Genomic DNA, 22,158 nt, shown 5'->3' on the forward strand with positions numbered 1-22,158 from the left:
AGCTGCTTCCAGTCCGAGTGATCACAGGTGGTAGTCGACGATGACGGGCGCGTGGTCGGACCATCGCGTGTCCCATGCGCTCGCCCGGTCGATGCGGTAGTCGCGCGCGGTCGCCGCGAGCGCCGGCGAGGCCATGTGGTAGTCGATGCGCCAGCCGGTGTCGGTGTCGAACGCCTTGCCGCGCTGCGACCACCACGTGTAGGGGCCTTCCGTCTCCGGATGCGCGGTGCGGCCGACGTCGATCCAGCCGTGGCCGCGGCCGCGCTTGCCGTCGACGCCGGTGACCATGCCGGTGCCGAAGAAGCGGTCGAAGTAGCTGCGCTCCTCCGGCAGGAAGCCGGCGTTCTTCTGGTTGCCCTTCCAGTTCTTGATGTCGAGCGGCGTGTGACCGACGTTGAAGTCGCCCATGACGACGGCGTGCTCGGTGTGCGCGCGCAGCTGCGGCAGGCGCTTCGCCATGGAGTCGAGGAAGCGGTACTTGTCGTCCTGCTTCTGGCTCCCGACCTCGCCGCCGGAGTGCACGTAGGCCGACACGACCGTCAGCAGCGTCTCGCCGATGAGGAAGTCGGCCTCGAGCCAGCGCCCCTTCGTGTCGAAGGTCTTCAGGCCGATGTCGGTGCGGTGCTCGAAGGACGGCTCGCGCGACAGCACGGCGACACCGGCCCGGCCCTTCGCCGTCGCGGGGTCGTGCAGCACGTGCCAGCCGGGCACGAGCGGCAGCAGGTCCTCGTCGAGCGCCCGCACCTCCTGCATGGCGACGATGTCGAAGCCGCCCGCCTCGAGCCACTCGCCCATGCCCTTGCGGAAGGCGGCGCGCACGCCGTTGACGTTGACGGAGGCGATGCGGACCATGCGATCGAGCCTACCGAGCGTCGGCCACGTCCCCGCTCAGCGGTGCTTGGCGAGGCGCTTGTGCAGCTGCACGGCGTCGCCGCCCTCTGCGCGGTTCGCGCGCACCTCCTCGAGCAGCGCCTTCGCCTCCTCCTTGGTCAGCCTCGCGTCGATGCCGCCCACCGCCACGAGCCGGGTGTACGCGCGGCCCGTCGGGCCGACCGCGACGAACGACAGGGCGAGCAGCAGGATCTGCATGATGAAGCCCAGCCAGATGAGGATGATGACGGGCGCCGCGATGCCCGCGAGCAGCGGGTTGTTCTCGACCCCGCGGAACAGGCCGGTGGCGAGCAGCTTGAGCGCGAAGAACGCGACCGCGCACACGGCCGCGGCCGGCACGATCTGCTTGGCAGGCAGGCGCAGGCGCCCGCCGAAGCGGTAGAGCAGCAGCACCACCGACGTGTCGAGCAGCAGCTGCATCACGAAGCCCGCCGCTTGCCCGGCCCAGCCGAACCCCAGCGCGTCGGCCAGCGCTTGCGTCACCACCAGCAGACCGGAGGAGACGACGACGAGCAGGCCGATGCCGACCGCGACGGCGAGGTCGCCGAGCTTCAGCAGCAGGAAGTTCCGCCGCGGGGCGCCGAGCTCGAACATCGCCCGGAAGCCCTCGCGGCTGACCGCGATCCAGGCGATCGCGGTGAAGAGGATCGACACGGCCGCGATGGCGCCGGCCCAGCCGACGATGCTCGACTGCGTCAGCTGCTCGACGTCGAGGGCGCCGTTCTCGCCGATCAGTCCCGGGATCGACGAGGCGATCGAGTCGATGACGGCGTCTCGCAGCTCGACGTTGCCGCCCAGCACCGCCATGAAGACGGCGAAGGCGACGAAGAGCGCGGCGAAGAGCGACAGGAATGCCTGGAGCGTCATGCCCTGGGCGAGCACCGGGCCGCGCTCCTCGGTGTAGCGCTGCCACGCCCGCATCAGCCTCGACCGCATGAGCCTGTCGATCAGCGCCTTCATGCCCGCCTCCCTTGCCGCATGGCGGCTCCCGGGTGGCCCAGCGTAGTGTGACGGCATGAGTGCGCTCTCAGGGGTCGGAGTCGGGCGCGGCATCGCTGCCGCGAAGGTGCTGAAGATGCCGGAGCCGCTGGCGCCGCCCAGCGACGAGCCGCTCGCCGGCGACGTCGACGGTGAGCACGAGCGGGTGCGGACGGCGCTGCAGGCCGTCGCCGACGAGTTGAACGCCCGGGCACGGATCGCGGGCGGAGACGCCCAGCAGGTGCTCGAGGCTGCCGCGCTCATGGCGCAGGACCCGGCCATCCTCGACGACGTCCGTGCGCGGCTCGAGCGCGGGATCAACGCCGAGATGGCGACCTGGGGTGCGTACGCGGCGTTCCGGGAGATGCTCACGGCGATGGGCGGCTACATGGCCGAGCGCGCCACGGACCTCGACGACGTCGCCCAGCGTGTCGTCGCTCGCCTGCGCGGCGTCGCCGCGCCCGGCGTGCCGCTGTCGGACGAGCCGTTCATCCTCGTCGCCCGCGACCTCGCGCCCGCCGACACGGCCACCCTCGACCTCGAGAAGACCGTCGCCCTCGTCACCCAGGAGGGCGGACCCACGAGCCACACGGCGATCCTCGCCCGCTCGAAGTCGCTGCCCGCAGTCGTCGGCGTGGTCGGGCTGCTCGCGGCGGTCGCCGAGGGCCAGCGCGCCATCGTCGACGCCCGAGCCGGCACGATCGAGCTCGACCCGGACGACGCGGCCGTCGCCGCCGCGGGGGCGGAGCGCACCGCGCGGCAGTCCGCCGCATCCGCCCCCATCACGCCCGGCGCGCTCGCGGATGGCCACCCGGTGCCGCTCATGGCCAATGTCGGGTCGCCGAAGGACACCGCGAAAGCCGTTGAGCTCGGTGCCGAGGGCGTGGGGCTCTTCCGCACCGAGTTCCTGTTCCTCGACTCGGACACCGCCCCGACCGTCGAGCAGCAGACGGCCTCGTACACCGAGCTGCTCGCGGCGTTCCCCGGCAAGCGCGTCGTCGCGCGCGTCCTCGACGCGGGCGCCGACAAGCCGCTGTCGTTCCTCAACGACGCGCACGAGGAGAACCCGGCGCTCGGCCTGCGAGGCATTCGCGCGCTGCGCGCGAGCGAGCACATCCTGCGCGACCAGCTGACGGCGCTCGCGAACGCGCAGGCGGCGACCGAGGCGCAGCTCTACGTGATGGCGCCCATGATCGCCGACGCGGAGGAGACCGAGTACTTCGTCTCGCTCGGTCGCGAGCTGGGGCTCAGCACCGTCGGCGCGATGGCCGAGGTGCCGTCGATCGCGGTGGTCGCCGACCAGGTGCTCGAGATCGCCGATTTCGTCTCGATCGGCACGAACGACCTCACGCAGTACACGCTCGCCGCCGACCGGCAGCTGGGCTCCGTCGCGGCGCTGCAGGATCCCTGGCACCCGGCGGTGCTCCGGCTCATCAAGATGCTCGGCGACGCCGGCGCGCGGGCGGGCAAGGGCGTCGGCGTCTGCGGCGAGGCCGCGGCGGATCCGTCGCTCGCGGTCGTGCTCGTCGGTCTCGGCGCGACGTCGCTGTCGATGAGCGCGACGGCGCTCGCGGACGTGCGCGCGGAGCTGCTCACGGTCACGCTCGAGGAGGCGAAGGCGCGTGCCGAGCGGGTGCTCACGGCGAGGTCGGCGGTGGAGGCGCGGGAGCTCGCGGCGGCGAGCTGAGCCGCTCCGCGCCCCTCCCGCCTCCCGCTGGTTGAGCCGCTCCGCGCGCGCAGCGCGCTGAGCGCGTCGAAACCGGTTCGCCGACCGAGCGGGTTTCGGCTCAACGAGCGGATGGGCCGCCCCGGTCAGCGCTTCCGGCCGGCTGCCCGCGCGACCGCGACCGCGAACTCGCGGGCGCGCTCCCGCTCGCCCTCGATCGGCAGCACGACGACCTCCTGCGCGACCTTGTGCACCTGCCGCCGCAGCCGCCGCCTCGCTCTCGAGCGCCGCGCGGCACCGACGGCGCCGCTGATGAGCGCGCCGATGATGCCCAGCACGACGCCCAGCAGCAGTCCGCCGATCAGCCCGACGAGCGGCACAGGCCAGCCGTCGAGCCACGACTGCGTGCCCTCGACCTGCGGGATGACCGGCGGGACCATGCCCCACAGCGGCAGCAGCAGCGGCAGCAGCAGCCACACGCCGCTGATCACGGCCGCGATGAGCGCGAGCCACTGGATCGCGGCGAGCGGCGGCCACCACCACGAGCCGCGCGCGCCGAGGTCGGTGCGCGCTACCGCCCGGTCGAGCTCGGACGGCAGCGACTCGAGCGCATCCGCCGCGAGCTCGTGGATCGCCGCCGACCAACCCTCGCCGAGCCCGCTCGCTGCCGCGTCGGCGTAGCTGCGGACGGCCGTGCCCGCCTGCGCGCGCTGCGCGGCGCTCATCGGCGGCAGGCTGGTGCGGTGCAGGTCAGCGCGGTCGACGCCGCTGGCACGCCCGCCCTCGCGACCGAACGCGAGGTGCAGGCGGCGCAGCGGATCGGGGAGGAGCCGCAGCGTCCAGGCGGTGACGGGCCAGCCGGTCACCTGTCCGGCGCGCTTGCGGTACGAGCCGGCGACCGCTTGCGCGACCGCCTCGACGTTCGCGGCGGCGGCGAGGCCGCGCTCGAGCGCCTGCGCGTCGGCGGAGCGCAGCTTGCCGGGCACGCCCGCGTGCTCCAGACGGGCGGCGATGCCACGCACGTCGGCCGCGAGGCGCTGCGAAGCGGCCCTGCGCTCGGCCGCGAAGCGCGCGATGCGCTGCCGCAGCACGTCGATCCCCGCGCCGGTCGTCGCCGAGACGGGCAGCACCTGCACGCCCTCGAGGCCGTCGCCGCGCAGCAGCCCGCGCAGCGACTCGACGACGTGTCCGACCTCCGCCTCGGGCAGCCGGTCGACCTGGTTCAGCACGGCGGTCGTGACGGACGCGTGGGTCGCGAGCGGGGCGATGAAGTCCCGATGGATGACGGCGTCGGCGTACTTCTGCGGGTCGACGACCCACACGAGCACGTCGACCTGGCCGGCGAGCCGCTCGGCGATCGCCCGGTGCTCGACGGCGACCGAGTCGAAGTCAGGCAGGTCGAGCAGGATGAGCGACAGCTCCTGCCCGGGCGCGAACGGCCGCTCCATGATCCGCCGGTCGCGCACCTGCAGCCAGTCGAGCAGGGCGGATGCGCCGTGCGGGTTCCAGATCGCGGCGAGCGGCTCGGAGGTGGTCGGCCGCCGCACGTGCGTGCGCGCGACGGCCTCGCCCGCGAGCGCGTTCATGAGCGACGACTTGCCCGAGCCCGTGGCGCCGAAGAAGCCGACCACGGTGTGCTCCGAGGAGAGCGCGCGGCGCTCGCTCGCGCTCGCGGCGATGCGCCGCACCGCCTCGAGCTCGTCGCGCGGCACCCGGCCGGCTCCCAGTTCGGCGGCCTCCGAGAGCGCGCCGAGCAGCGCGTCGACGGTGGCTTCGCTCACCGGTCGTGCTCCCGGTCGCCGGGGCCGAGCTCGCGCACCTCGGCCGACTCGGCGTCGAGCGGCTCCGCGCTGTCCGGCGCGTCGTCGAGCGCCTCGCCCTCGATGACGTCGCTCCGCTGCAGCTCTCGCGACGGGGCATCGGCTGCCCGCTCGATGCGCCGCATCGCGGCCTCGAGCTCGGCGGCGGCGTCGCGCAGCGCGTCGCCCGACGTGCCCTGCTCGACGGGCGTGAGCAGCGCATCCCAGCGACGCGCCTCCGCGTCCATGAGCGCGCGCACCCGGGTGTCGAGGTCGTCGCGCGCCTGCGCCGCGAGGCGGCGCACCGCATCCTCGCCGAAGATCGTCTCGAGCAGCTTCTGGCCGACGACGGCCGAGCCGCCCGCGATGGCGAGCTCGCCGCCGGTGAGGCCGCCGGTCGACGCGAACACGACCACCATGAGCGCGACCGTGATGACGTTGAGGCCGAGCGACATGACGCGCGCCTTCGTGCGCTTGCCCGCCGCCTGCTCGGTGATGAGCTCCATGAGCGCGAGCTGCCAGTCGCGCACGAGCGTGCTCGCCCGTTCCGAGAGCTCCGGCGACGGATGCGCCAGGTCGGCGCCCGCCGTCAGCTCGCGGCCGACGGCCGACTGGCGCACCCGCTGCCACGCATCCGACGCCGCCCGGCCAGCCTCGTCGACCATGACGGCGTGCAGCCCGCTCTCGATCTCGTGCTCGACCTCGACCGGCGGAGTCGGCTGGCCCTGGAACCAGGCGACCACCCGGTCGCGGGTGCGGGAGTACCAGGACTCGATGGTGCGGAAGACGTCGGAGGTGCCGACGAAGTCCTGCCAGCGCGCGAGCACCTCGCCGCGCAGCAGCACACCGTCGCGCGTCGCGTCGCCCACCCGCTCGGCGGCGTCGCCGTACGCGGTCTCGACGGTGTCGCGCAGGTCGCCGGCGGTCACGACCTGCTCGTCGCGGGCATCGGCGACGATCCGGGCGGTGACGGCGAGCCGGCTGACCGCGCCGGCGAGCGTGCGCCCGGCGATGCGCGCGCGCTCGGCACGGTCGCCCGCGATCCCGGCCAGCCAGGCTCGGATGGGCGCGACCGCCGGGGGCGGCAGCATGCCTCGCTCGTCGAGGGGCGACTCGGGCACGACGAACACGGGCGCCGCGCCGAGCCCCCGCTCGGCCAGCATCTGGCGCAGGTCCGCCTCGATCTCGTCCTCCGCACCGGGCGGCACGCGGTTCAGCACGACGCCGACCGTGATGTCGCGACCTGCCGCGTCGTCGAGCAGCCGCCACGGCACCGCGTCGGCGTAGCGGTTCGCAGTGGTCGAGAACAGCCACAGGTCGGCGGCCGCGAGCAGCTGAGCCGCGAGCTGCCGGTTCTCGTCGGCGATCGAGTCGACGTCGGGCGCGTCGAGGATCGCGAGCTCGCGCGGCACGCGCTCGTCGGCGACGAGCACGACGGAGCCGATCTGCGCGGCGTCGGGCTCTTCTCCCGCTCGGCTCGCGGGCGCCTCGCGCACCGTGCCGGTGACGCGGGCGAGGCCGGGCAGGATGCGCGTGGAGCCGAACCACGCGGCGTCGGCGGGGGAGTGGAGCAGGATCGGCTGCCGGGTGGTCGGGCGGATGACGCCGGTGCGGGTGACCGGGACGCCGACGAGGGCGTTCACGAGCGTCGACTTGCCGGCGCCCGTCGAGCCGCCGACGACGGCGAGCAGCGGCGCGTCGAGGTGGCGCAGCCGCGGCTCGACGTAGTCGTCGATCTGTCGCACGGCGGCCCCGCGGGCGCCGCGCGCCGTGTCGGCGCCCGCGATCGACAGCGGCAGCGCCACGGCGGCGAGCGCCGAGCGGAGCGCCTCGAGCCGGTCGAGCGCGGCGATGGTGTCGGTCACGCGGCTAGTCTGCCCCACGGCCTGGTGCATCGACCCGAGCGCTGGACCGCCGCGGCATGCGGCGCGGCTCGGGCGAGCGCAGCCGGGCCGCGACCGTCACGAAGCCGATGAGCACGCACACGAGCGCCGCGGCGACCGCGACGGTCGCGGACGCGGGATCGCCGATGGCGCGGCCCACGCCGATCCACGCGACGCCCCAGAGGATGGCGAGCGCGGGCGCGATCCGGCCCCGCCCTCGCAGCGCGAGCAGGGCGGCGACGACCGCGACCAGCAGCAGCATCAGGATGGTGGGCAGCTCGAACGCGGCCGGGCGCACGCCCGCATCCGCGAGCCAGGCGGCGATGTTCGCGACCGTCGCGACCGATACCCAGCCGAGGTAGAGGCCGAACGTGCCGTCGACGACGACGGTCTCGACGAGCGACTGCGGCCGCAGCCGCCGCAGCTGCTCGAAGATCGCCAGCAGCACCGCGAGCAGCAGCAGGATCACGACCACGGTAAGCGGCAGCAGGCCGGCTTGCGCGCACAGGATCCACGCGGCGTTCAGCACGAGCGAGGCGACCGCGAGCCAGCCCATCGCGCGCTGCCGCCGGTCGTGGCGCTGCGCCGGCAGCACTTGCCACACCGCGTACGCGGCGAGCCCGAGGTAGATGAGCGACCAGATCGAGAACGCCGGACCGTACGGCGCCAGCGGCGTCGCCGCGTCGGAGAGCGCGCCGCTCGAGGAGGCCTCGACCTCGGTGCCGCCGAACAGGCCGGAGCCGAGCGCCGCCGCCGCGATCGTCACGGGCAGCGCGATGAGCACCACCCAGGGGCGGAGGCGGTCAGCGGTCGTCGTCCGAGCATCCATGGCCGGGACGATACATCGCCTGCCTACATATTCGCCTGACTGTGATCCGCCCGGACGTCCCGCGGCGCCGGCACGCAGCGAGGGCCGGCATCCGCGTGGATGCCGGCCCTCGAAGGCGAAGGTCGACTAGAGCTTGACGCCCGTCATCATGGCCTGCTTGACCTCGGCGATCGCCTTCGTGACCTGGATGCCGCGCGGGCAGGCATCCGTGCAGTTGAAGGTCGTGCGGCAGCGCCACACGCCCTCGCGGTCGTTCAGGATGTCGAGGCGCACCTGGCTCGCCTCGTCGCGCGAGTCGAAGATGAAGCGGTGCGCGTTCACGATCGCTGCCGGGCCGAAGTACTGCCCGTCGGTCCAGAACACCGGGCACGAGGTCGTGCACGCGGCGCAGAGGATGCACTTGGTCGTGTCGTCGAAGCGCTCGCGCTGCGCGATCGTCTGGTGGCGCTCCTTCTCGGGCTTGCCGGCCGCCTGCAGGAACGGCTGGATCTCGCGGAAGGAGTCGAAGAACGGCTCCATGTTCACGATGAGGTCCTTCTCGAGCGGCAGGCCCTTGATCGCCTCGACGTAGATGGGCTTCGAGATGTCGAAGTCCTTCACGAGCGCCTTGCAGGCGAGGCGGTTCTTGCCGTTGATGCGCATCGCGTCCGAGCCGCACACGCCGTGCGCGCACGAGCGGCGGAAGGCGAGCGACGGGTCGATGTCCCACTTGATGCGGTGCAGCGCGTCGAGGATGCGCTCGGTCTGGTACATCTCCACGTCGTAGTCGACCCAGCGAGGCTCGTCGTCGACCTCGGGGTCGAAGCGGCGCACGATGACCGTGACCTTGAAGCTCTGCGGCACGTCGACGGGCTCCGATGGCACGGTCTCGCGCACCGCGCCGTCGAACTCCGAGTCCGTGGGCTTCGGGCTCGTCCCCGACTGCGCTCCGGCCTCCGCGGCCTGACGCGCGCTCGACTGGTCCTCGGTCGACCCGGTGTCGGGCCGGTCGGCCATGGGGGTCGGCGCACCGGTGGGGCCGCTCTGCGCCGGGTGGACGCCCGACTCCTGGCCCTTGGGGTCGCCCTGGGGCAGCTGGTTGTCGCTCATCAGTACTTCCGCTCCGTCGGCTCGTAGTGCGTGAAGCGCACCGGCTTCCAGTCGAGTCGGATGTCCTGGGCGTCACCCTCGTCGGCGGCCGTCCGGTACGCCATGGTGTGCTGCATGAAGTTCACGTCGTCGCGCGTGGGGTAGTCGTCGCGCATGTGCGCGCCGCGCGACTCCTTGCGGTTGATCGCCGAGACGACGACCACCTCGGCGAGGTCGAGGAGGAAGCCCAGCTCCACTGCCTCGAGCAGGTCGGTGTTGAAGCGCCGTCCGCGGTCGTGCACGCGCACGTTGGGGTAGCGGCTGCGCAGCACGGCGATGTCGGCGAGCGCGGTCTGCAGCGTCTCCTCGGTGCGGAACACCTGGGCGTTGCGGTCCATCGTCTCCTGCAGCGCCTTGCGGATCGACGACGCCGACTCGGTGCCGTCGCCCTCGCGCATCTGCGCGAGCATCTTCACGACCCCGTCGGCCGCATCCGTCGGCAGGTCGACGAAGTCGGCCGTCTGCGCGTACGCGACCGCGTTGTTGCCGGCGCGCTTGCCGAACACGTTGATGTCGAGCAGCGAGTTCGTGCCGAGGCGGTTGGCGCCGTGCACCGAGACGCACGCGCACTCACCGGCGGCGTAGAGGCCCGGGATGACCGTGTCGTTGTCGCTGAGGACCTCGGCGTCGTTGTTCGTCGGGATGCCGCCCATGGCGTAGTGCGCCGTGGGGTAGACGGGCACGCGCTCGGTGACCGGGTCGACGCCGAGGTAGGTGCGCGCGAACTCGGTGATGTCGGGCAGCTTCGTCTCGAGCACTTCGGCGCCCAGGTGGGTGCAGTCGAGGTAGACGTAGTCCTTGTTCGGGCCGGCGCCGCGGCCGTCGAGCACCTCCTGCACCATCGAGCGGGCGACGATGTCGCGCGGCGCGAGGTCCTTGATGGTGGGGGCGTAGCGCTCCATGAAGCGCTCGCCCGACGCGTTGCGGAGGATCGCGCCCTCACCCCGGGCGCCCTCGGTGAGGAGGATGCCGAGGCCGGCGAGGCCCGTCGGGTGGAACTGGTAGAACTCCATGTCCTCGAGCGGCAGGCCCTTGCGCCAGATGATGCCGACGCCGTCGCCCGTGAGCGTGTGCGCGTTCGAGGTGGTCTTGTAGATCTTGCCGAAGCCGCCGGTCGCGAAGATGACCGACTTGCCCTGGAAGACGTGGATCTCGCCGGTCGCGAGCTCGTACGCGACGACGCCCGCGGGCCGCGGCACGCCGTCGACCTCGCTCATGATGAGGTCGAGCGCGTAGAACTCGTTGAAGAAGTCCACGCCGTGCTTCACGCAGTTCTGGTACAGCGTCTGCAGGATCATGTGGCCGGTGCGGTCGGCCGCGTAGCACGCGCGGCGCACGGGTGCCTTGCCGTGGTCGCGCGTGTGGCCGCCGAAGCGGCGCTGGTCGATCTTGCCGTCCTCAGTGCGGTTGAACGGCAGCCCCATGTTCTCGAGGTCGTACACCGCGTCGATCGCCTCACGGGTGAGGATCTCCGCCGCATCCTGGTCCACCAGGTAGTCGCCACCCTTGACCGTGTCGTAGGTGTGCCACTCGTTGCTGTCCTCCTCGACGTTCGCGAGGGCGGCCGCCATGCCGCCCTGCGCCGCGCCCGTGTGGGAGCGGGTCGGGTAGAGCTTCGTGATGACGGCCGTGGACGCCTTCGGCGCCGATTCGATGGCGGCGCGCATGCCTGCGCCGCCGGCGCCGACGATCACGACGTCATGCTGGTGGTAGTGGATGCCGTCGACGACGGAATGCTGATCAACCATGGATGTGGGAGTCTCCGAATCTCGCCTAGACCGAGGCGCAGAACGACGGCAGCAGCGCGGGGTCCGCGCCCTCAGGGCACGGGTTGAACGTGAAGGTGATGAGGGTGCCGAGCAGGATCAGGATGGCGGCGGCGACGCCGATGGCGCCGAGGGCGAGCTTGCGCACCCGCGGCTTGTGCACGTAGTCGTTCACGATCGTGCGCATGCCGTTGGATCCGTGCAGGATCGCGAGCCACAGCATCAGCGCATCCCACCACTGCCAGAACGGCTGGGCGAGCTTGCCGCCGACGAAGCCGAAGTCGATGGCGTGGATGCCGCCGGGCGTCCAGATGAGGTTGTAGGCCAGGTGGCCGAAGATCAGCACGATCAGCACGACGCCGGAGACGCGCATGAAGATCCAGCCGGCCTTCTCGAGGTTGGGGCCGCGACGGCCCTTCGAGCGAGCCGGGTAGGCGTAGTTCGGGCTCTCGATGGTGACGCTCATCAGTGACCCTCCGCCATCGGCGCGAACACGTTCGCGAGGTGGTTGGGCGTGAAGTAGAGCATCAGTGCGACGACGAGGCCCATCACGATCCAGAACAGCAGGCGCTGGTGCTTCGTCGCCCAGGGCCACACGTCGACCAGGATGATGCGCACGCCGTTGAGGGCGTGCAGCACGACGGCGCCGACCAGGCCGACCTCGCCGAGTCCCATGATCGGGTTCTTGTAGGTGGCCATCACGGCGTCGTACGCCGCGGGGCTCACCCGGATGAGTGCCGTGTCGAGCACGTGCACCAGGAGGAAGAAGTAGATCGCCACACCGGTGATCCGGTGCAGCACCCACGACCACATGCCCTCGTCGCCGCGATACAGCGTGCCGCTGAACCGGGTCTTACGGGGAGTGGGATCGGGGAGGACGAGGCTGCTCTGCGTCTTGGACACGCGCAATCCCTCCGTAGTTCGACCGGGCAGATACGACCATCCTATGCCCGCGGCGAACACGGATCCGGCCCGGCGGGTCGCCGGCCTGCGCCTCGGGCGAACGCGCACGGAGGCCCGAGCGGGCCTCCGCCGCGCGCTCGGCGCTCAGGCGTCGACGAGTCCGTCGATGCCGCGCAGCGCCCGCCGCGACGCCCGCTCGTAGTGCTCGAACAGCTGGTCGACGACCGCCGACCACGAGCGCGGCAGCACGCGGCGGCGGCCGGCCTCGCCCATCCGCGCCCGCAGGGCGGCGTCGGTCGACAGCCGCTCGATCGCCGCGCGGAGGTCGGATGCGTCGTCCGGCTCGAAGAGGAGGCCGGTGGTGCCGTGATCCACGAGATCGATGGGCCCGCCGGCGCGCGGCGCGACGACCGGGAGCCCGCTTGCGGCCGCCTCCTGGAGTGTCTGCCCGAACGTCTCCTCCGTGCCGGTGTGGACGAACACATCCATCGCCGCGTAGGCGGCGCGCAGCGATGCCCCGTGCAGCTGGCCGAGGAACACCGGCTGCAGACCCGCGAGGCGACTGCGCGTCTCCTCCATCGCGGGCCCGTCGCCGACGATCGCGACGCGGATGCCCGGCACGCCCTGCAGGGCGCGCAGCCGGTCGAGTCCCTTCTCGAGCGCGACGCGGCCGACGTAGCCGACGATCACCTCACCGCCCGGGGCGATGCGGCGGCGCAGGTTCCCGGCGGCGGGGCCCTGCCGGTTGTCGGGGTGGAAGCCCTGCAGGTCGACGCCGCGCACCCAGCGGTGCACGCGCTTGACGCCGGCGTCCTCGAGGTCGGCGATCGCGGCGCTCGACGGCGCGAGCGTGCGGTCGGCGGTGTTGTGGATGCGGCGGATCACCTGCCAGGCGAACGCCGAGCCGGCGGCGAGCCGGTTGCGCCGCGCGAAGCCCGCGACGTCGGTCTGGTAGATGGCCACGCTCGGCAGGCCGATGCGCGCGGCCTCGGCGATCGCCTGGCCGCCGAGCATGAAGGGGCTCGCCGCGTGCAGCACGTCTGGCTGGAAGCGTGCGAGCAAGGCAGCGACCTGCGGGCTGGGGAGGCCCACGGGGAACTGCCGGTACGCGAAGGACGGCACCTCGTGCACGGGCACGCCGCGGTAGTGGACCGGTGCGCCGCAGCGGGGCGTGATGACGATGGCCTCGCGGTTGGTCTCGACGAGGCGGTCGAGCACCCGGCAGACCGACGTGGTCACGCCGTTGACTGTCGGGAGGAAGCTCTCGGTCACGATGGCGACTCGCTCGATGCGCACGGGGCCACCGTACGACGGCGGTGGGGCCGTTGGGGGAGCGGGTGGTGAACGGCGCGTGAACGGCCCGGCGGGGGCGCGCGCTGCCGAGAGCCCGGCTCCGGATGCGTAGGGTGAGGGCCGTGACGGCGATCGACGACTTCTACAGCATCATCCCTGCGGGCGGCGTGGGCTCGAGGCTCTGGCCGCTGTCGCGCGCCGACGCGCCGAAGTTCCTGCACGACCTCACCGGCAGCGGCAAGACGCTGCTGCGCGCCACCTACGACCGGCTCGTGCCGCTCGCCGGTCCGGGCCGCACAATGGTCGTCACGGGGCGCGCGCACCGTGCCGCCGTGGAGGCGCAGATCCCCGAGCTCGAGGACGCGAGCATCGTGCTCGAGGCCGACCCGCGCGACTCGACCGTCGCCATCGCGCTCGCTGCTGCGATCCTGCGGCGCCGGGAGCCCGACGTCATCGTCGGCTCGTTCGCGGCCGACCACGTCATCGACGACGAGCGCTCGTTCCGCCGCGCGGTGGGCGAGGCGGTGGCGGCCGCCCGCGCGGGCTACATCGCGACGATCGGCATCACCCCCACCGAGCCGGCGATCGGGTTCGGCTACATCCGTGCCGGCGGCTCGGCCGGGGTCGAGGGTGCTCCGAACGCCGCGCTCGTGCGCGAGTTCGTCGAGAAGCCGTCGGCGCAGGTGGCGCGCGGCTACCTCGCAGACGGCGACTACCTCTGGAACGCGGGCATGTTCATCGCGCGGGCCGACGTGCTGCTCGAGGAGCTCGCGGCGGAGGAGCCGCAGCTCGCCGCGCAGATCGAGGAGCTCGCCGAGGTCTGGGACGAGCCCGCCCGCCGTGGCCCCGCCGTCGACCGCCTCTGGCCGCAGCTGAAGAAGATCGCGATCGACTACGCCGTCGCGGAGCCGGCGGCGGCGCGCGGCCGCATGGTGGTCGTGCCCGGCGACTTCGACTGGGATGACGTGGGCGACTTCTCGGCGGTCGCGAAGCTGCACAACGGCGCGCACCGCGGGCGCCTCGCGATCCTCGGCACCAAGGGGACGGTCATCGCCGACTCCGCGTCGGGCATCGTCGTCTCGCAGTCGAACCGCATCATCTCGGTGGTCGGCATCCAGAACGTCGTCGTCGTAGACACCCCCGACGCGCTGCTGGTCACGACCACCGACAACGCGCAGCGCGTGAAGCAGGTCGTCGACGCGGTGCGGCGCTCGGGCAACACCGACGCCCTCTGACCCCCTCCTCCGTCGATCGAGTAGCTGCCGGCGGAGCTGGCCACCCTTCCTCCGTTGATCGAGTAGCTGCCGGACGGAGTCCGGCCGCGTATCGAGATCGGCCGCGCCGCGGCTGTCGTTCGTCTCGATACGCGGCGCCTGCGGCGCTGCTACTCGACGAGCGGGACCTCGTTGATCGAGTAGCTGCCGGACGGAGTCCGGCCGCGTATCGAGATCGGCTGGGCGTTGGCTAGCGTCCGTCTCGATACGCGGCGCCTGCGGCGCTGCTACTCGACGAGCGGGACCTCGTTGATCGAGTAGCTGCCGGCGGAGCCGGCCGCCCCTCCTCCGTTGATCGAGTAGCTGCCGGCGGAGCCGGCCGCGTATCGAGATCGGCGGGGCCTTGGCTCGCGTTCGTCTCGATACGCGGCGCCTGCGGCGCTGCTACTCGACGAGCGGGGAGGGGCGGCGCCTGCGGCGCTGCTACTCGACGACCAGTTCTCCACAGCGGCCCAACCGCGCGACCCCACCGCCCTGCCTCGTCCGGCATCCTCCCGCCATGCCCTGGGTCTACATCCTGCGATGCGCCGACGGCTCGACCTACGTCGGCAGCACCTGGGACATGGAGCGGCGCCTCGACCAGCATCAGCGCGGCGACGGCGCCGTGTACACGCGCCGCCGTCTGCCGGTCGAGCTCGCCTTCACCCACTACGACGACTCCATCGCCGCCGCATTCGCACTCGAGAAGCAGATCCAGGGCTGGAGTCGCGCCAAGCGGGAGGCGCTCATCCGCGGCGACTTCGCTTCGATCTCCGCGTCGGCGAAGAAGCGCGACTGGCTGGGCCACGACGAGCGGCGGGCAGCGGAGCGCGAGGCGCGGCAGCGCGAGCAGCGGCCCGATCCCGATCCGTTGATCGAGTAGCTGCCGGGCGGAGCCGGACGCGTCGAGATCGGCCTCGTCAGCACGTGGTTCGTCTCGATACGCGGCGCCTTCGGCGCTGCTACTCGACGAGCGGGAGGGGGCGGCGCCTTCGGCGCTGCTACTCGACGAGCGGGAGGGGGCGGCGGCTGGCGCCGCCGTGCTACTCGACGAGCGGGCGACGCGGGCTACGATTCTGCCAATCGGTCGAAGGAGTCCGCCTTGTCCCGCACGCTCGCCCTGCCCGCGCTCGCCGCGCTCGCCCTGTTCGCCGGCTGCGCCGCGCCGCCGCCCGCCGCCACGAGCGAGCCGGGAGGCACCGCCGCTCCCGAGCAGACCCTCGAATGCGCGCAGATGGTGACGAACTCGGGCGGGCTCAACGACCGCTCCTTCAACGAGACCAGCTGGGCCGGCATGGAGCGGGCGCAGGAGGAGCTCGGCGTCGAGGCGAACGTGCTCGTCTCCACCTCCGAGAGCGACCTCGCGCCCAACGTGCAGGCGGCGGTCGACACCGGGTGCGGCTTCGTGCTCACCGTCGGCTTCGAGCTCGCCGCGGCGACCGAGGAGCAGGCGGCCGCCAACCCCGACGTGCAGTTCGCGATCGTCGACGAGATCGTCGAGGGCCCCAACGTGCGCTCGATCGTCTTCGACACCGCGCAGGCGGCGTTCCTCGCCGGCTACACCGCCGCATCCGTCAGCGAGTCGGGCATCGTCGCGACCTTCGGCGGTGGCAACCAGCCGCCCGTCACCCTCTTCATGGACGGCTTCGCCGCCGGCATCGACGCCTTCAACGAGGCGAAGGGCACGGACGTGCAGCTGCTCGGCTGGGACCCCGAGACCCAGGACGGCACCTTCACGGGTGACTTCGAGAACGTGCAGCTCGGCCAGACGCAGACCCAGGCGTTCATCGCCCAGGGCGCCGACGTGATCCTGCCCGTCGCCGGCCAGGTGGGCGAGGGCTCGTTCCGCGCCTCGCTCGACGCGGGCGGCACGGCCCTCGTGATCTGGGTCGACAACGACGGATACGACACCCTTCCCGCCGAGTTCCGGCCGCTGCTGCTCACGAGCGTGCTGAAGAACACCGAGGATGCGGTCGTCACGGCCGTCGGCGACGCGCTCGACGGCACCATCTCGGACGAGCCGCTCATCGGCACGCTCGAGAACGGCGGCGTCGACATCGCGCCGTTCCACGACCTCGAGGCGCGCGTCAGCGACGAGACGAAGGCCGAGCTCGACGCGCTGCGGCAGCAGCTCATCGACGGAGAGATCACCGTCGACTCGCCCTCGAGCCCCTGACCGAGACGATTGCAACGATTGCGTTGCGGTGCCGTCGAGCCGGCACCTGGCGCGTGCACGCGGCCCTATGCTCAACCATCATGCGCTCAGCCGCGTCGCGGCGAGCATCCTTTGCACTGGAGGATCCCTTGAGGAAGTTCAACCGTTCCGCCCTGCGCGGCGGCGCGATCGCGCTCGGCGCGTCGCTGCTGCTCGCGGGCTGCGCCGCCGCACCGCAGGCGCCCACGGGCTCCGAGCCCGCCGGCTCCGACCCCGCAGCAGCACCGACCACCGACATCCAGCCCTGCATCATCTCGGACTCGGGCGGCTTCGACGACCGATCGTTCAACCAGCTGGGCGCCGAGGGCCTCCGCGCCGCGGGCGAGACGCTCGGCGTCGAGCCGGTCGAGGTCGAGTCGCAGTCCGAGGCGGACTACGCGCCGAACCTGTCGACCGTGATCGACGGCGGCTGCAACATGGTCGTCTCCGTCGGCTTCGCACTGTCGGAGGCCACCGCGGCAGCCGCCGAGGCGAACCCCGACGTGAACTTCACGATCATCGACGACAACCAGATCGACCTGCCGAACGTCAAGCCGATCGTCTACGACACGGCGCAGGCCGCCTTCCTGGCCGGCTACGCCGCCGCGTCGTACTCGGAGAGCGGCAAGGTCGCCACGTGGGGCGGCATGCAGTTCCCGACCGTCACCATCTTCATGGACGGCTTCGCCGACGGCGTCGCGCACTTCAACGAGCAGAGCGGCGAGAACGTCGAGGTGCTCGGCTGGGACGTCGAGGCCCAGACCGGTTCGTTCACGGGTGGCTTCGAGGCCGGCCCCACCGCCAAGTCCATGGCCGAGACGTTCATCCAGCAGGGCGCCGACGTGCTCCTGCCGGTCGGTGGCCCGATCTTCCTCTCGGCCGCTGAGGCGATCCGCGACCAGGGCGACGACTCCGGCATCGCGATGATCGGCGTCGACGCCGACCTGTACGAGACGTCGCCGGACTACGCCGACATGTTCCTCACCTCGATCCTCAAGGGCATGTCGCAGGGTGTGCAGACGGTCGTCGAGGAGGCCGCAGCCGGCGAGTTCTCGAACGAGCCGTACGTCGGCACGCTCGAGAACGAGGGCGTCAGCATCGCGCCGTTCCACGACTTCGAGGACACGGTCGACCCGGAGCTGCAGACGCAGCTCGACGAGATCCGCGAGGCGATCATCGCCGGCGAGATCACGGTCGAGTCGCCCGCCAGCCCCACCGCCCAGTAGCAGGCATCGCACGCCCGTGGGGGTCGGCTCCGGCCGACCCCCACGCGCATGCGCGGCCCCCGGAGCGCGCCGCACGCGGTTCCGGCTAGATTCACAGTCGTCGTCAGCGTCGTCGCGAAGGAAGACTCATGGCTCTCGAGCACTCGACCCTCCAGCTCCGTGGCATCACGAAGCGCTTCGGCGCGCTCACCGCCAATGACCACATCGACCTCGAGGTCAAGGCGGGCGAGATCCACTGCCTGCTGGGTGAGAACGGCGCGGGCAAGTCCACGCTCATGAACGTCCTCTACGGTCTCTATCACGCCGATGAGGGCGAGATCCTGCTCGACGGCGTGCCGCAGCGGTTCGCCGGCCCCGGCGACGCGATGCACGCCGGCATCGGCATGGTGCACCAGCACTTCATGCTCATCCCCGTCTTCACGGTCGCCGAGAACGTGCTGCTCGGCCACGAGAAGGCGCTCGGCGGTCTCGCCGGCGCCAAGGAGAAGGTGCGCGAGATCTCGCAGCGCTTCGGCTTCCACGTCGACCCCGACGCGAAGATCGAGGACCTGCCGGTCGGTGTGCAGCAGCGCGTCGAGATCATCAAGGCGCTGTCGCAGGACGCGCGGGTGCTCGTGTTCGACGAGCCCACCGCCGTGCTCACGCCCCAGGAGACCGATGAGCTCATGGCGATCATGCAGCAGCTGCGCGACGAGGGCACCGCGATCGTCTTCATCACCCACAAGCTGCGCGAGGTGCGCGCCATCGCCGACCGCATCACGGTCATCCGGCTCGGCAAGGTCGTCGGCGAGGCGAGCCCGAGCTCGACGAGCACCGAGCTCGCGTCGATGATGGTCGGCCGCCCCGTCGAGCTCACCGTGCAGAAGAACCCGCCGGTGCTCACCGACAACACGCTGACCGTGTCGCACCTGACGGTGCTGGATGCGATCGGCCAGAAGGTCGTCAACGACGTCTCGTTCACGGTGCACGGCGGTGAGGTGCTCTGCATCGCCGGCGTCCAGGGCAACGGCCAGACCGAGCTCACGGAGGCCATCCTCGGGCTGCAGCCGCGGGCGAAGGGATCGATCGACCTCAACGGGAACGAGCTGCTCGGCGACTCCGTGCGCGACGTGCTCGACGCGGGCGTCGGCTTCGTGCCGGAGGACCGCAAGGTCGACGGCCTGGTCGGCGACTTCTCGATCGCGGAGAACCTCATGCTCGACCGCTACCGCGGTGAGCCGTTCGTCAAGGCCGGCACCGTCGATCGCGGCGCGCGCGACGGCTTCGCCGAGGACAAGCTCGGCGCCTTCGACATCCGCGCGCAGGGCATCGAGACGGCCGTCGGCACCCTGTCGGGCGGCAACCAGCAGAAGGTCGTGCTCGCGCGTGAGCTCGGGCGGCCGCTCGCGCTCTTCGTCGCATCCCAGCCCACCCGCGGCCTCGACGTCGGCTCGATCGAGTTCGTCCACAGCCAGATCATCGCGACGCGCGACGCCGGCATCCCGGTGATCGTCGTCTCGACCGAGCTCGACGAGGTCGTCGGGCTCGCTGACCGCATCGCCGTGATGTACCGCGGCGGGATCGTCGGCATCGTCCCCGCCGACACCAGCCGTGACACGCTGGGCCTCATGATGGCCGGCGAGCGCCCCGCAGAGCTTGAAGGAGCCGCAGCGTGAACGATCAGCCGCTCGACGCCGACGACCCGATCCAGCCCGACGTGCCGCAGCGCGCGAGCGGCACTCCCGACTCCGTCTCGTCGCCCGCCATCGTGCACGCGCCCGAGGTGGCGGAGGTCGCCGCACCTGCGGCCGTCGTGCCGACCGACGACCGCACGGCCGAGGTCGAGGACCCGTGGGGCAGCGCCTTCCGCCGAATCATGGGCGGCAACCTCGTCATGGCGATCCTCGCCATCATCACCTCCCTCATCGTCGGCGGCATCCTCATCGCCGCGACCGACGAGCGGGTGCAGGAGACGGCCGGCTACTTCTTCGCCCGGCCGGCCGACATGCTCGCCGCCGTCTGGGATGCCGTGGGCGGCGCGTACTGGGCGCTGTTCCAGGGCTCGATCCTCAACGTGGCGCGCGCCGACGCCGGGTTCGCGCAGCTGATCAAGCCGCTGACCGACACGCTCAACTTCGCCACGCCGCTCATCGCCGCCGGACTCGGCGTCGCCATCGCCTTCCGCGTCGGCCTCTTCAACATCGGCGGCCGCGGCCAGATGCTGTGGGCCGCGGCGGCGGCCGGCTGGGTGGGCTTCTCGTTCTCGCTGCCGCCCGTGCTGCACGTGCTCGTCGCCATCGCGGTCGGCATCGTCGCCGGAGCGATCTGGGGCGGCATCGCCGGCGCGCTGAAGGCGTACACCGGCGCGCACGAGGTGATCGTCACGATCATGCTGAACTTCGTCGCGCTCTGGTTCATCACCTGGATGCTGCGCACGCCCGGCCTGCTGCAGAACCCCGGCAGCAACAACCCCATCTCGCCCGCGATGCCCGAGACGGCCATCCTGCCGTCAATCTTCGGGCCACCGTTCGTGCTGCACTGGGGCTTCGTCCTGTCGGTCGCGGCCGTCATCTTCTGCTCATGGCTCATCAACCGCTCGAGCCTCGGCTTCCAGTTCCGCGCGGTCGGCTACAACGCGAACGCCGCCCTCAACGCGGGCATGAACGTGAAGCGGATCACGCTGCTCGCGATGCTCTTCGCCGGCGGCTTCATGGGGCTCGCCGGCGCGCAGCAGGTGACCGGCGCGGTCACCACCGGCTTCACGGCCGGCATCGACGCGGGCATCGGCTTCGACGCCATCACGGTGGCGCTGCTGGGCGGCTCGACGCCGTGGGGCACGTTCTTCGCCGGACTGCTGTTCGGCGCGTTCAAGGCCGGCGGCTTCCGCATGCAGGCCGCCGAGGGTGTGCCGATCGACATCATCCTCGTCGTGCAGTCCTTCATCGTGCTGTTCATCGCAGCGCCGCCGCTCGTGCGCGCGATGTTCGGCCTCCCGCAGCCCGGGAAGAAGTCGCGGCAGCAGCGGCGCGACGAGGTCTCGCTCGCCGCCGCAGCGACCAAGAAGGGGGAGAGCGCATGAGCACGCTCCAGCCAGCCGCCGCTCCGGCGCCCGCGCAGACCGTGGAGCTCGAGCGCGCGGTCGTGAAGCACTGGAAGGCGCCGATCTCCTTCGCGGTGCTGACCGTCGTCTCGGCCATCCTCATGATCGGCCTCGGCCGCGACGGCGCCACCACGCTCCGGCTCGCCGACGCCGGCGACTTCTTCGCGCTCCCGGATGCGGTGCTGCCGTCGCGCCCGACCGGCGTGGTCATCGTGATCCTGCTCGCGGCCCTCACGGCCATCGCGATCTGGGTCACGAGTCGCGGCCGCCGGGTCGGCGTCTGGCTCCCGGTCGTCTTCGGACTGCTGTTCGTCATCGGCTTCCTGACCTGGGCAGGCGCCGGCTCGATGATCCCGATCGCGGGCCTGCTGTTCGCCACCGTCGGACTGTCGGTGCCGCTGATCTTCGGCGCGATGGGCGGCGTGCTCTCCGAGCGCGCCGGTGTCGTGAACATCGCGATCGAGGCGCAGCTGCTCGGCGGCGCCTTCACCGGCGCGGTCGTCGCGTCGGCCACCGGCAGCACGCTCGTCGGCGTGCTCGCGGCGATGGTCGCGAGCGTGCTGGTCTCGATGGTGCTCGCGGTCTTCGCGATCCGCTACTTCGTCGAGCAGGTGATCGTCGGCGTCGTGCTCAACGTGCTCGTGGTCGGGCTCACGAACTTCTTCTACTCGTCGGTGCTGACCGACAACCCTGCGCTCAACTCGCCCGCCCGGCTGCCGAAGCTCCCCATCCCGGTGCTGGAGGGCATCCCGCTCCTCGGACCGGCCCTGTTCAACCAGTCGATCATCGTCTACGCGATGTACATCGTCGTGCCGCTCATCGCGTGGGGCCTGTTCAAGACGACCTGGGGCCTGCGCCTCCGCGCGATCGGCGAGCACCCGATGGCCGCCGACACCGTCGGCATCAAGGTGAACCGGCTGCGCTTCTGGAACGTCTCGCTCGCCGGCGCCGTCGCGGGCCTCGGCGGCGCGTACTTCACGCTCGACTCGAACGGCTCGTTCACGCGCGAGATGACCGCTGGCCTCGGCTACATCGCGCTCGCCGCCGTCATCTTCGGCCAGTGGCACCCGATCAAGGCAACCCTCGCGGCGCTGCTGTTCGGCTTCGCGTCGGCCCTGCAGCAGACGCTCGGCGCGATCGGCTCCCCGGTGCCGAGCGAGTTCATGCTCATGCTCCCGTACGTCATCACGCTGCTCGCGGTCGCCGGCTTCATCGGCCAGTCCAGGCCGCCCGCGGCGAGCGGCAAGCCGTACGTGAAGCAATAGGGAGA

General features: G+C 71.8%; 18 protein-coding genes. 8 read left to right on the top strand and 10 right to left on the bottom strand.

Annotated elements, in window-relative coordinates; genetic code table 11:
• Positions 1-21: 21 nt before the first annotated feature.
• Entirely contained in the window at positions 22-852 is an 831-nt protein-coding gene (locus ACLQ21_RS07620; RefSeq protein WP_425662650.1) for an exodeoxyribonuclease III, read from the bottom strand.
• A gap of 36 nt (positions 853-888) precedes the next feature.
• Positions 889-1,851 (bottom strand): YihY/virulence factor BrkB family protein, encoded by a 963-nt coding sequence (locus tag ACLQ21_RS07625; protein WP_425662651.1) that lies wholly within the window; start codon positions 1,849-1,851, stop codon positions 889-891.
• Between the two features lie 55 nt (positions 1,852-1,906).
• Between ACLQ21_RS07625 and ptsP the strand changes: the two genes are divergently transcribed.
• On the top strand, positions 1,907-3,556 hold the full coding sequence (gene ptsP, locus ACLQ21_RS07630) for a phosphoenolpyruvate--protein phosphotransferase (RefSeq protein ID WP_425662652.1): 1,650 nt from the start codon (positions 1,907-1,909) through the stop codon (positions 3,554-3,556).
• Positions 3,557-3,681: 125 nt separating this feature from the next.
• Here ptsP and ACLQ21_RS07635 read toward each other — a convergent pair whose 3' ends face one another.
• The 8 genes from ACLQ21_RS07635 to ACLQ21_RS07670 all read right to left on the bottom strand — a co-directional run bounded on the left by ACLQ21_RS07635 (position 3,682) and on the right by ACLQ21_RS07670 (position 13,139).
• Positions 3,682-5,316 carry a GTPase gene (locus tag ACLQ21_RS07635; protein WP_425662653.1) on the bottom strand — a complete coding sequence of 545 codons (1,635 nt, stop codon included), beginning with the start codon at positions 5,314-5,316 and terminating at the stop codon, positions 3,682-3,684.
• Complete coding sequence (locus ACLQ21_RS07640) at positions 5,313-7,229, bottom strand: dynamin family protein (RefSeq protein WP_425662654.1); 1,917 nt, start codon at positions 7,227-7,229, stop codon at positions 5,313-5,315. The genes ACLQ21_RS07635 and ACLQ21_RS07640 overlap by 4 nt, the downstream gene beginning before the upstream one ends.
• Positions 7,204-8,046, bottom strand: a complete 843-nt coding sequence (locus ACLQ21_RS07645; protein ID WP_425662655.1) for a TspO/MBR family protein — start codon at positions 8,044-8,046, stop codon at positions 7,204-7,206. The genes ACLQ21_RS07640 and ACLQ21_RS07645 overlap by 26 nt, the downstream gene beginning before the upstream one ends.
• A gap of 126 nt (positions 8,047-8,172) precedes the next feature.
• Positions 8,173-8,922 carry a succinate dehydrogenase iron-sulfur subunit gene (locus tag ACLQ21_RS07650; protein ID WP_425662905.1) on the bottom strand — a complete coding sequence of 250 codons (750 nt, stop codon included), beginning with the start codon at positions 8,920-8,922 and terminating at the stop codon, positions 8,173-8,175.
• A gap of 212 nt (positions 8,923-9,134) precedes the next feature.
• Entirely contained in the window at positions 9,135-10,922 is a 1,788-nt protein-coding gene (gene sdhA / locus ACLQ21_RS07655) for a succinate dehydrogenase flavoprotein subunit (RefSeq protein WP_425662656.1), read from the bottom strand.
• A 25-nt stretch (positions 10,923-10,947) separates the two neighbouring features.
• Positions 10,948-11,406, bottom strand: a complete 459-nt coding sequence (locus tag ACLQ21_RS07660) for a succinate dehydrogenase hydrophobic membrane anchor subunit (RefSeq protein WP_425662657.1) — start codon at positions 11,404-11,406, stop codon at positions 10,948-10,950.
• Positions 11,406-11,753 carry a succinate dehydrogenase, cytochrome b556 subunit gene (sdhC, locus tag ACLQ21_RS07665; protein WP_425662906.1) on the bottom strand — a complete coding sequence of 116 codons (348 nt, stop codon included), beginning with the start codon at positions 11,751-11,753 and terminating at the stop codon, positions 11,406-11,408. The genes ACLQ21_RS07660 and sdhC overlap by 1 nt, the downstream gene beginning before the upstream one ends.
• Positions 11,754-11,987: 234 nt before the next feature.
• Positions 11,988-13,139, bottom strand: coding sequence for a glycosyltransferase family 4 protein (locus tag ACLQ21_RS07670; protein ID WP_425662658.1), 1,152 nt, complete (start codon positions 13,137-13,139; stop codon positions 11,988-11,990).
• A gap of 101 nt (positions 13,140-13,240) precedes the next feature.
• On the opposite strand from ACLQ21_RS07670, the gene ACLQ21_RS07675 reads away from it, so the two are divergent.
• The 7 genes from ACLQ21_RS07675 to ACLQ21_RS07705 all read left to right on the top strand — a co-directional run bounded on the left by ACLQ21_RS07675 (position 13,241) and on the right by ACLQ21_RS07705 (position 22,153).
• On the top strand, positions 13,241-14,371 hold the full coding sequence (locus tag ACLQ21_RS07675) for a mannose-1-phosphate guanylyltransferase (protein ID WP_425662659.1): 1,131 nt from the start codon (positions 13,241-13,243) through the stop codon (positions 14,369-14,371).
• Positions 14,372-14,909: 538 nt separating this feature from the next.
• Positions 14,910-15,272 carry a GIY-YIG nuclease family protein gene (locus ACLQ21_RS07680; protein WP_425662660.1) on the top strand — a complete coding sequence of 121 codons (363 nt, stop codon included), beginning with the start codon at positions 14,910-14,912 and terminating at the stop codon, positions 15,270-15,272.
• Positions 15,273-15,491: 219 nt separating this feature from the next.
• Positions 15,492-16,565, top strand: coding sequence for a BMP family lipoprotein (locus ACLQ21_RS07685; RefSeq protein WP_425662661.1), 1,074 nt, complete (start codon positions 15,492-15,494; stop codon positions 16,563-16,565).
• Positions 16,566-16,693: 128 nt separating this feature from the next.
• Positions 16,694-17,809 carry a BMP family lipoprotein gene (locus ACLQ21_RS07690; RefSeq protein ID WP_425662662.1) on the top strand — a complete coding sequence of 372 codons (1,116 nt, stop codon included), beginning with the start codon at positions 16,694-16,696 and terminating at the stop codon, positions 17,807-17,809.
• A gap of 128 nt (positions 17,810-17,937) precedes the next feature.
• Positions 17,938-19,464, top strand: coding sequence for an ABC transporter ATP-binding protein (locus ACLQ21_RS07695; protein WP_425662663.1), 1,527 nt, complete (start codon positions 17,938-17,940; stop codon positions 19,462-19,464).
• Complete coding sequence (locus tag ACLQ21_RS07700) at positions 19,461-20,867, top strand: ABC transporter permease (protein ID WP_425662664.1); 1,407 nt, start codon at positions 19,461-19,463, stop codon at positions 20,865-20,867. The genes ACLQ21_RS07695 and ACLQ21_RS07700 overlap by 4 nt, the downstream gene beginning before the upstream one ends.
• On the top strand, positions 20,864-22,153 hold the full coding sequence (locus ACLQ21_RS07705) for an ABC transporter permease (protein ID WP_425662665.1): 1,290 nt from the start codon (positions 20,864-20,866) through the stop codon (positions 22,151-22,153). Before ACLQ21_RS07700 ends, ACLQ21_RS07705 begins: the two co-directional genes overlap by 4 nt.
• Positions 22,154-22,158 lie beyond the last annotated feature (5 nt).

The organism is Agrococcus sp. DT81.2 (assembly GCF_049844935.1).
Lineage (GTDB): Bacteria > Actinomycetota > Actinomycetes > Actinomycetales > Microbacteriaceae > Agrococcus.

Coding starts and splice junctions, on each gene's coding strand:
- ACLQ21_RS07620 (WP_425662650.1), bottom strand. CDS start 852: ATGGTCCGCATCGCCTCCGTCAACGTCAACGGCGTGCGCGCCGCCTTC.
- ACLQ21_RS07625 (WP_425662651.1), bottom strand. CDS start 1,851: ATGAAGGCGCTGATCGACAGGCTCATGCGGTCGAGGCTGATGCGGGCG.
- ptsP (WP_425662652.1), top strand. CDS start 1,907: ATGAGTGCGCTCTCAGGGGTCGGAGTCGGGCGCGGCATCGCTGCCGCG.
- ACLQ21_RS07640 (WP_425662654.1), bottom strand. CDS start 7,229: ATGCACCAGGCCGTGGGGCAGACTAGCCGCGTGACCGACACCATCGCC.
- ACLQ21_RS07645 (WP_425662655.1), bottom strand. CDS start 8,046: ATGGATGCTCGGACGACGACCGCTGACCGCCTCCGCCCCTGGGTGGTG.
- sdhA (WP_425662656.1), bottom strand. CDS start 10,922: ATGGTTGATCAGCATTCCGTCGTCGACGGCATCCACTACCACCAGCAT.
- ACLQ21_RS07660 (WP_425662657.1), bottom strand. CDS start 11,406: ATGAGCGTCACCATCGAGAGCCCGAACTACGCCTACCCGGCTCGCTCG.
- sdhC (WP_425662906.1), bottom strand. CDS start 11,753: ATGTGGTCGTGGGTGCTGCACCGGATCACCGGTGTGGCGATCTACTTC.
- ACLQ21_RS07675 (WP_425662659.1), top strand. CDS start 13,241: ATGCGTAGGGTGAGGGCCGTGACGGCGATCGACGACTTCTACAGCATC.
- ACLQ21_RS07680 (WP_425662660.1), top strand. CDS start 14,910: ATGCCCTGGGTCTACATCCTGCGATGCGCCGACGGCTCGACCTACGTC.
- ACLQ21_RS07695 (WP_425662663.1), top strand. CDS start 17,938: ATGGCTCTCGAGCACTCGACCCTCCAGCTCCGTGGCATCACGAAGCGC.
- ACLQ21_RS07705 (WP_425662665.1), top strand. CDS start 20,864: ATGAGCACGCTCCAGCCAGCCGCCGCTCCGGCGCCCGCGCAGACCGTG.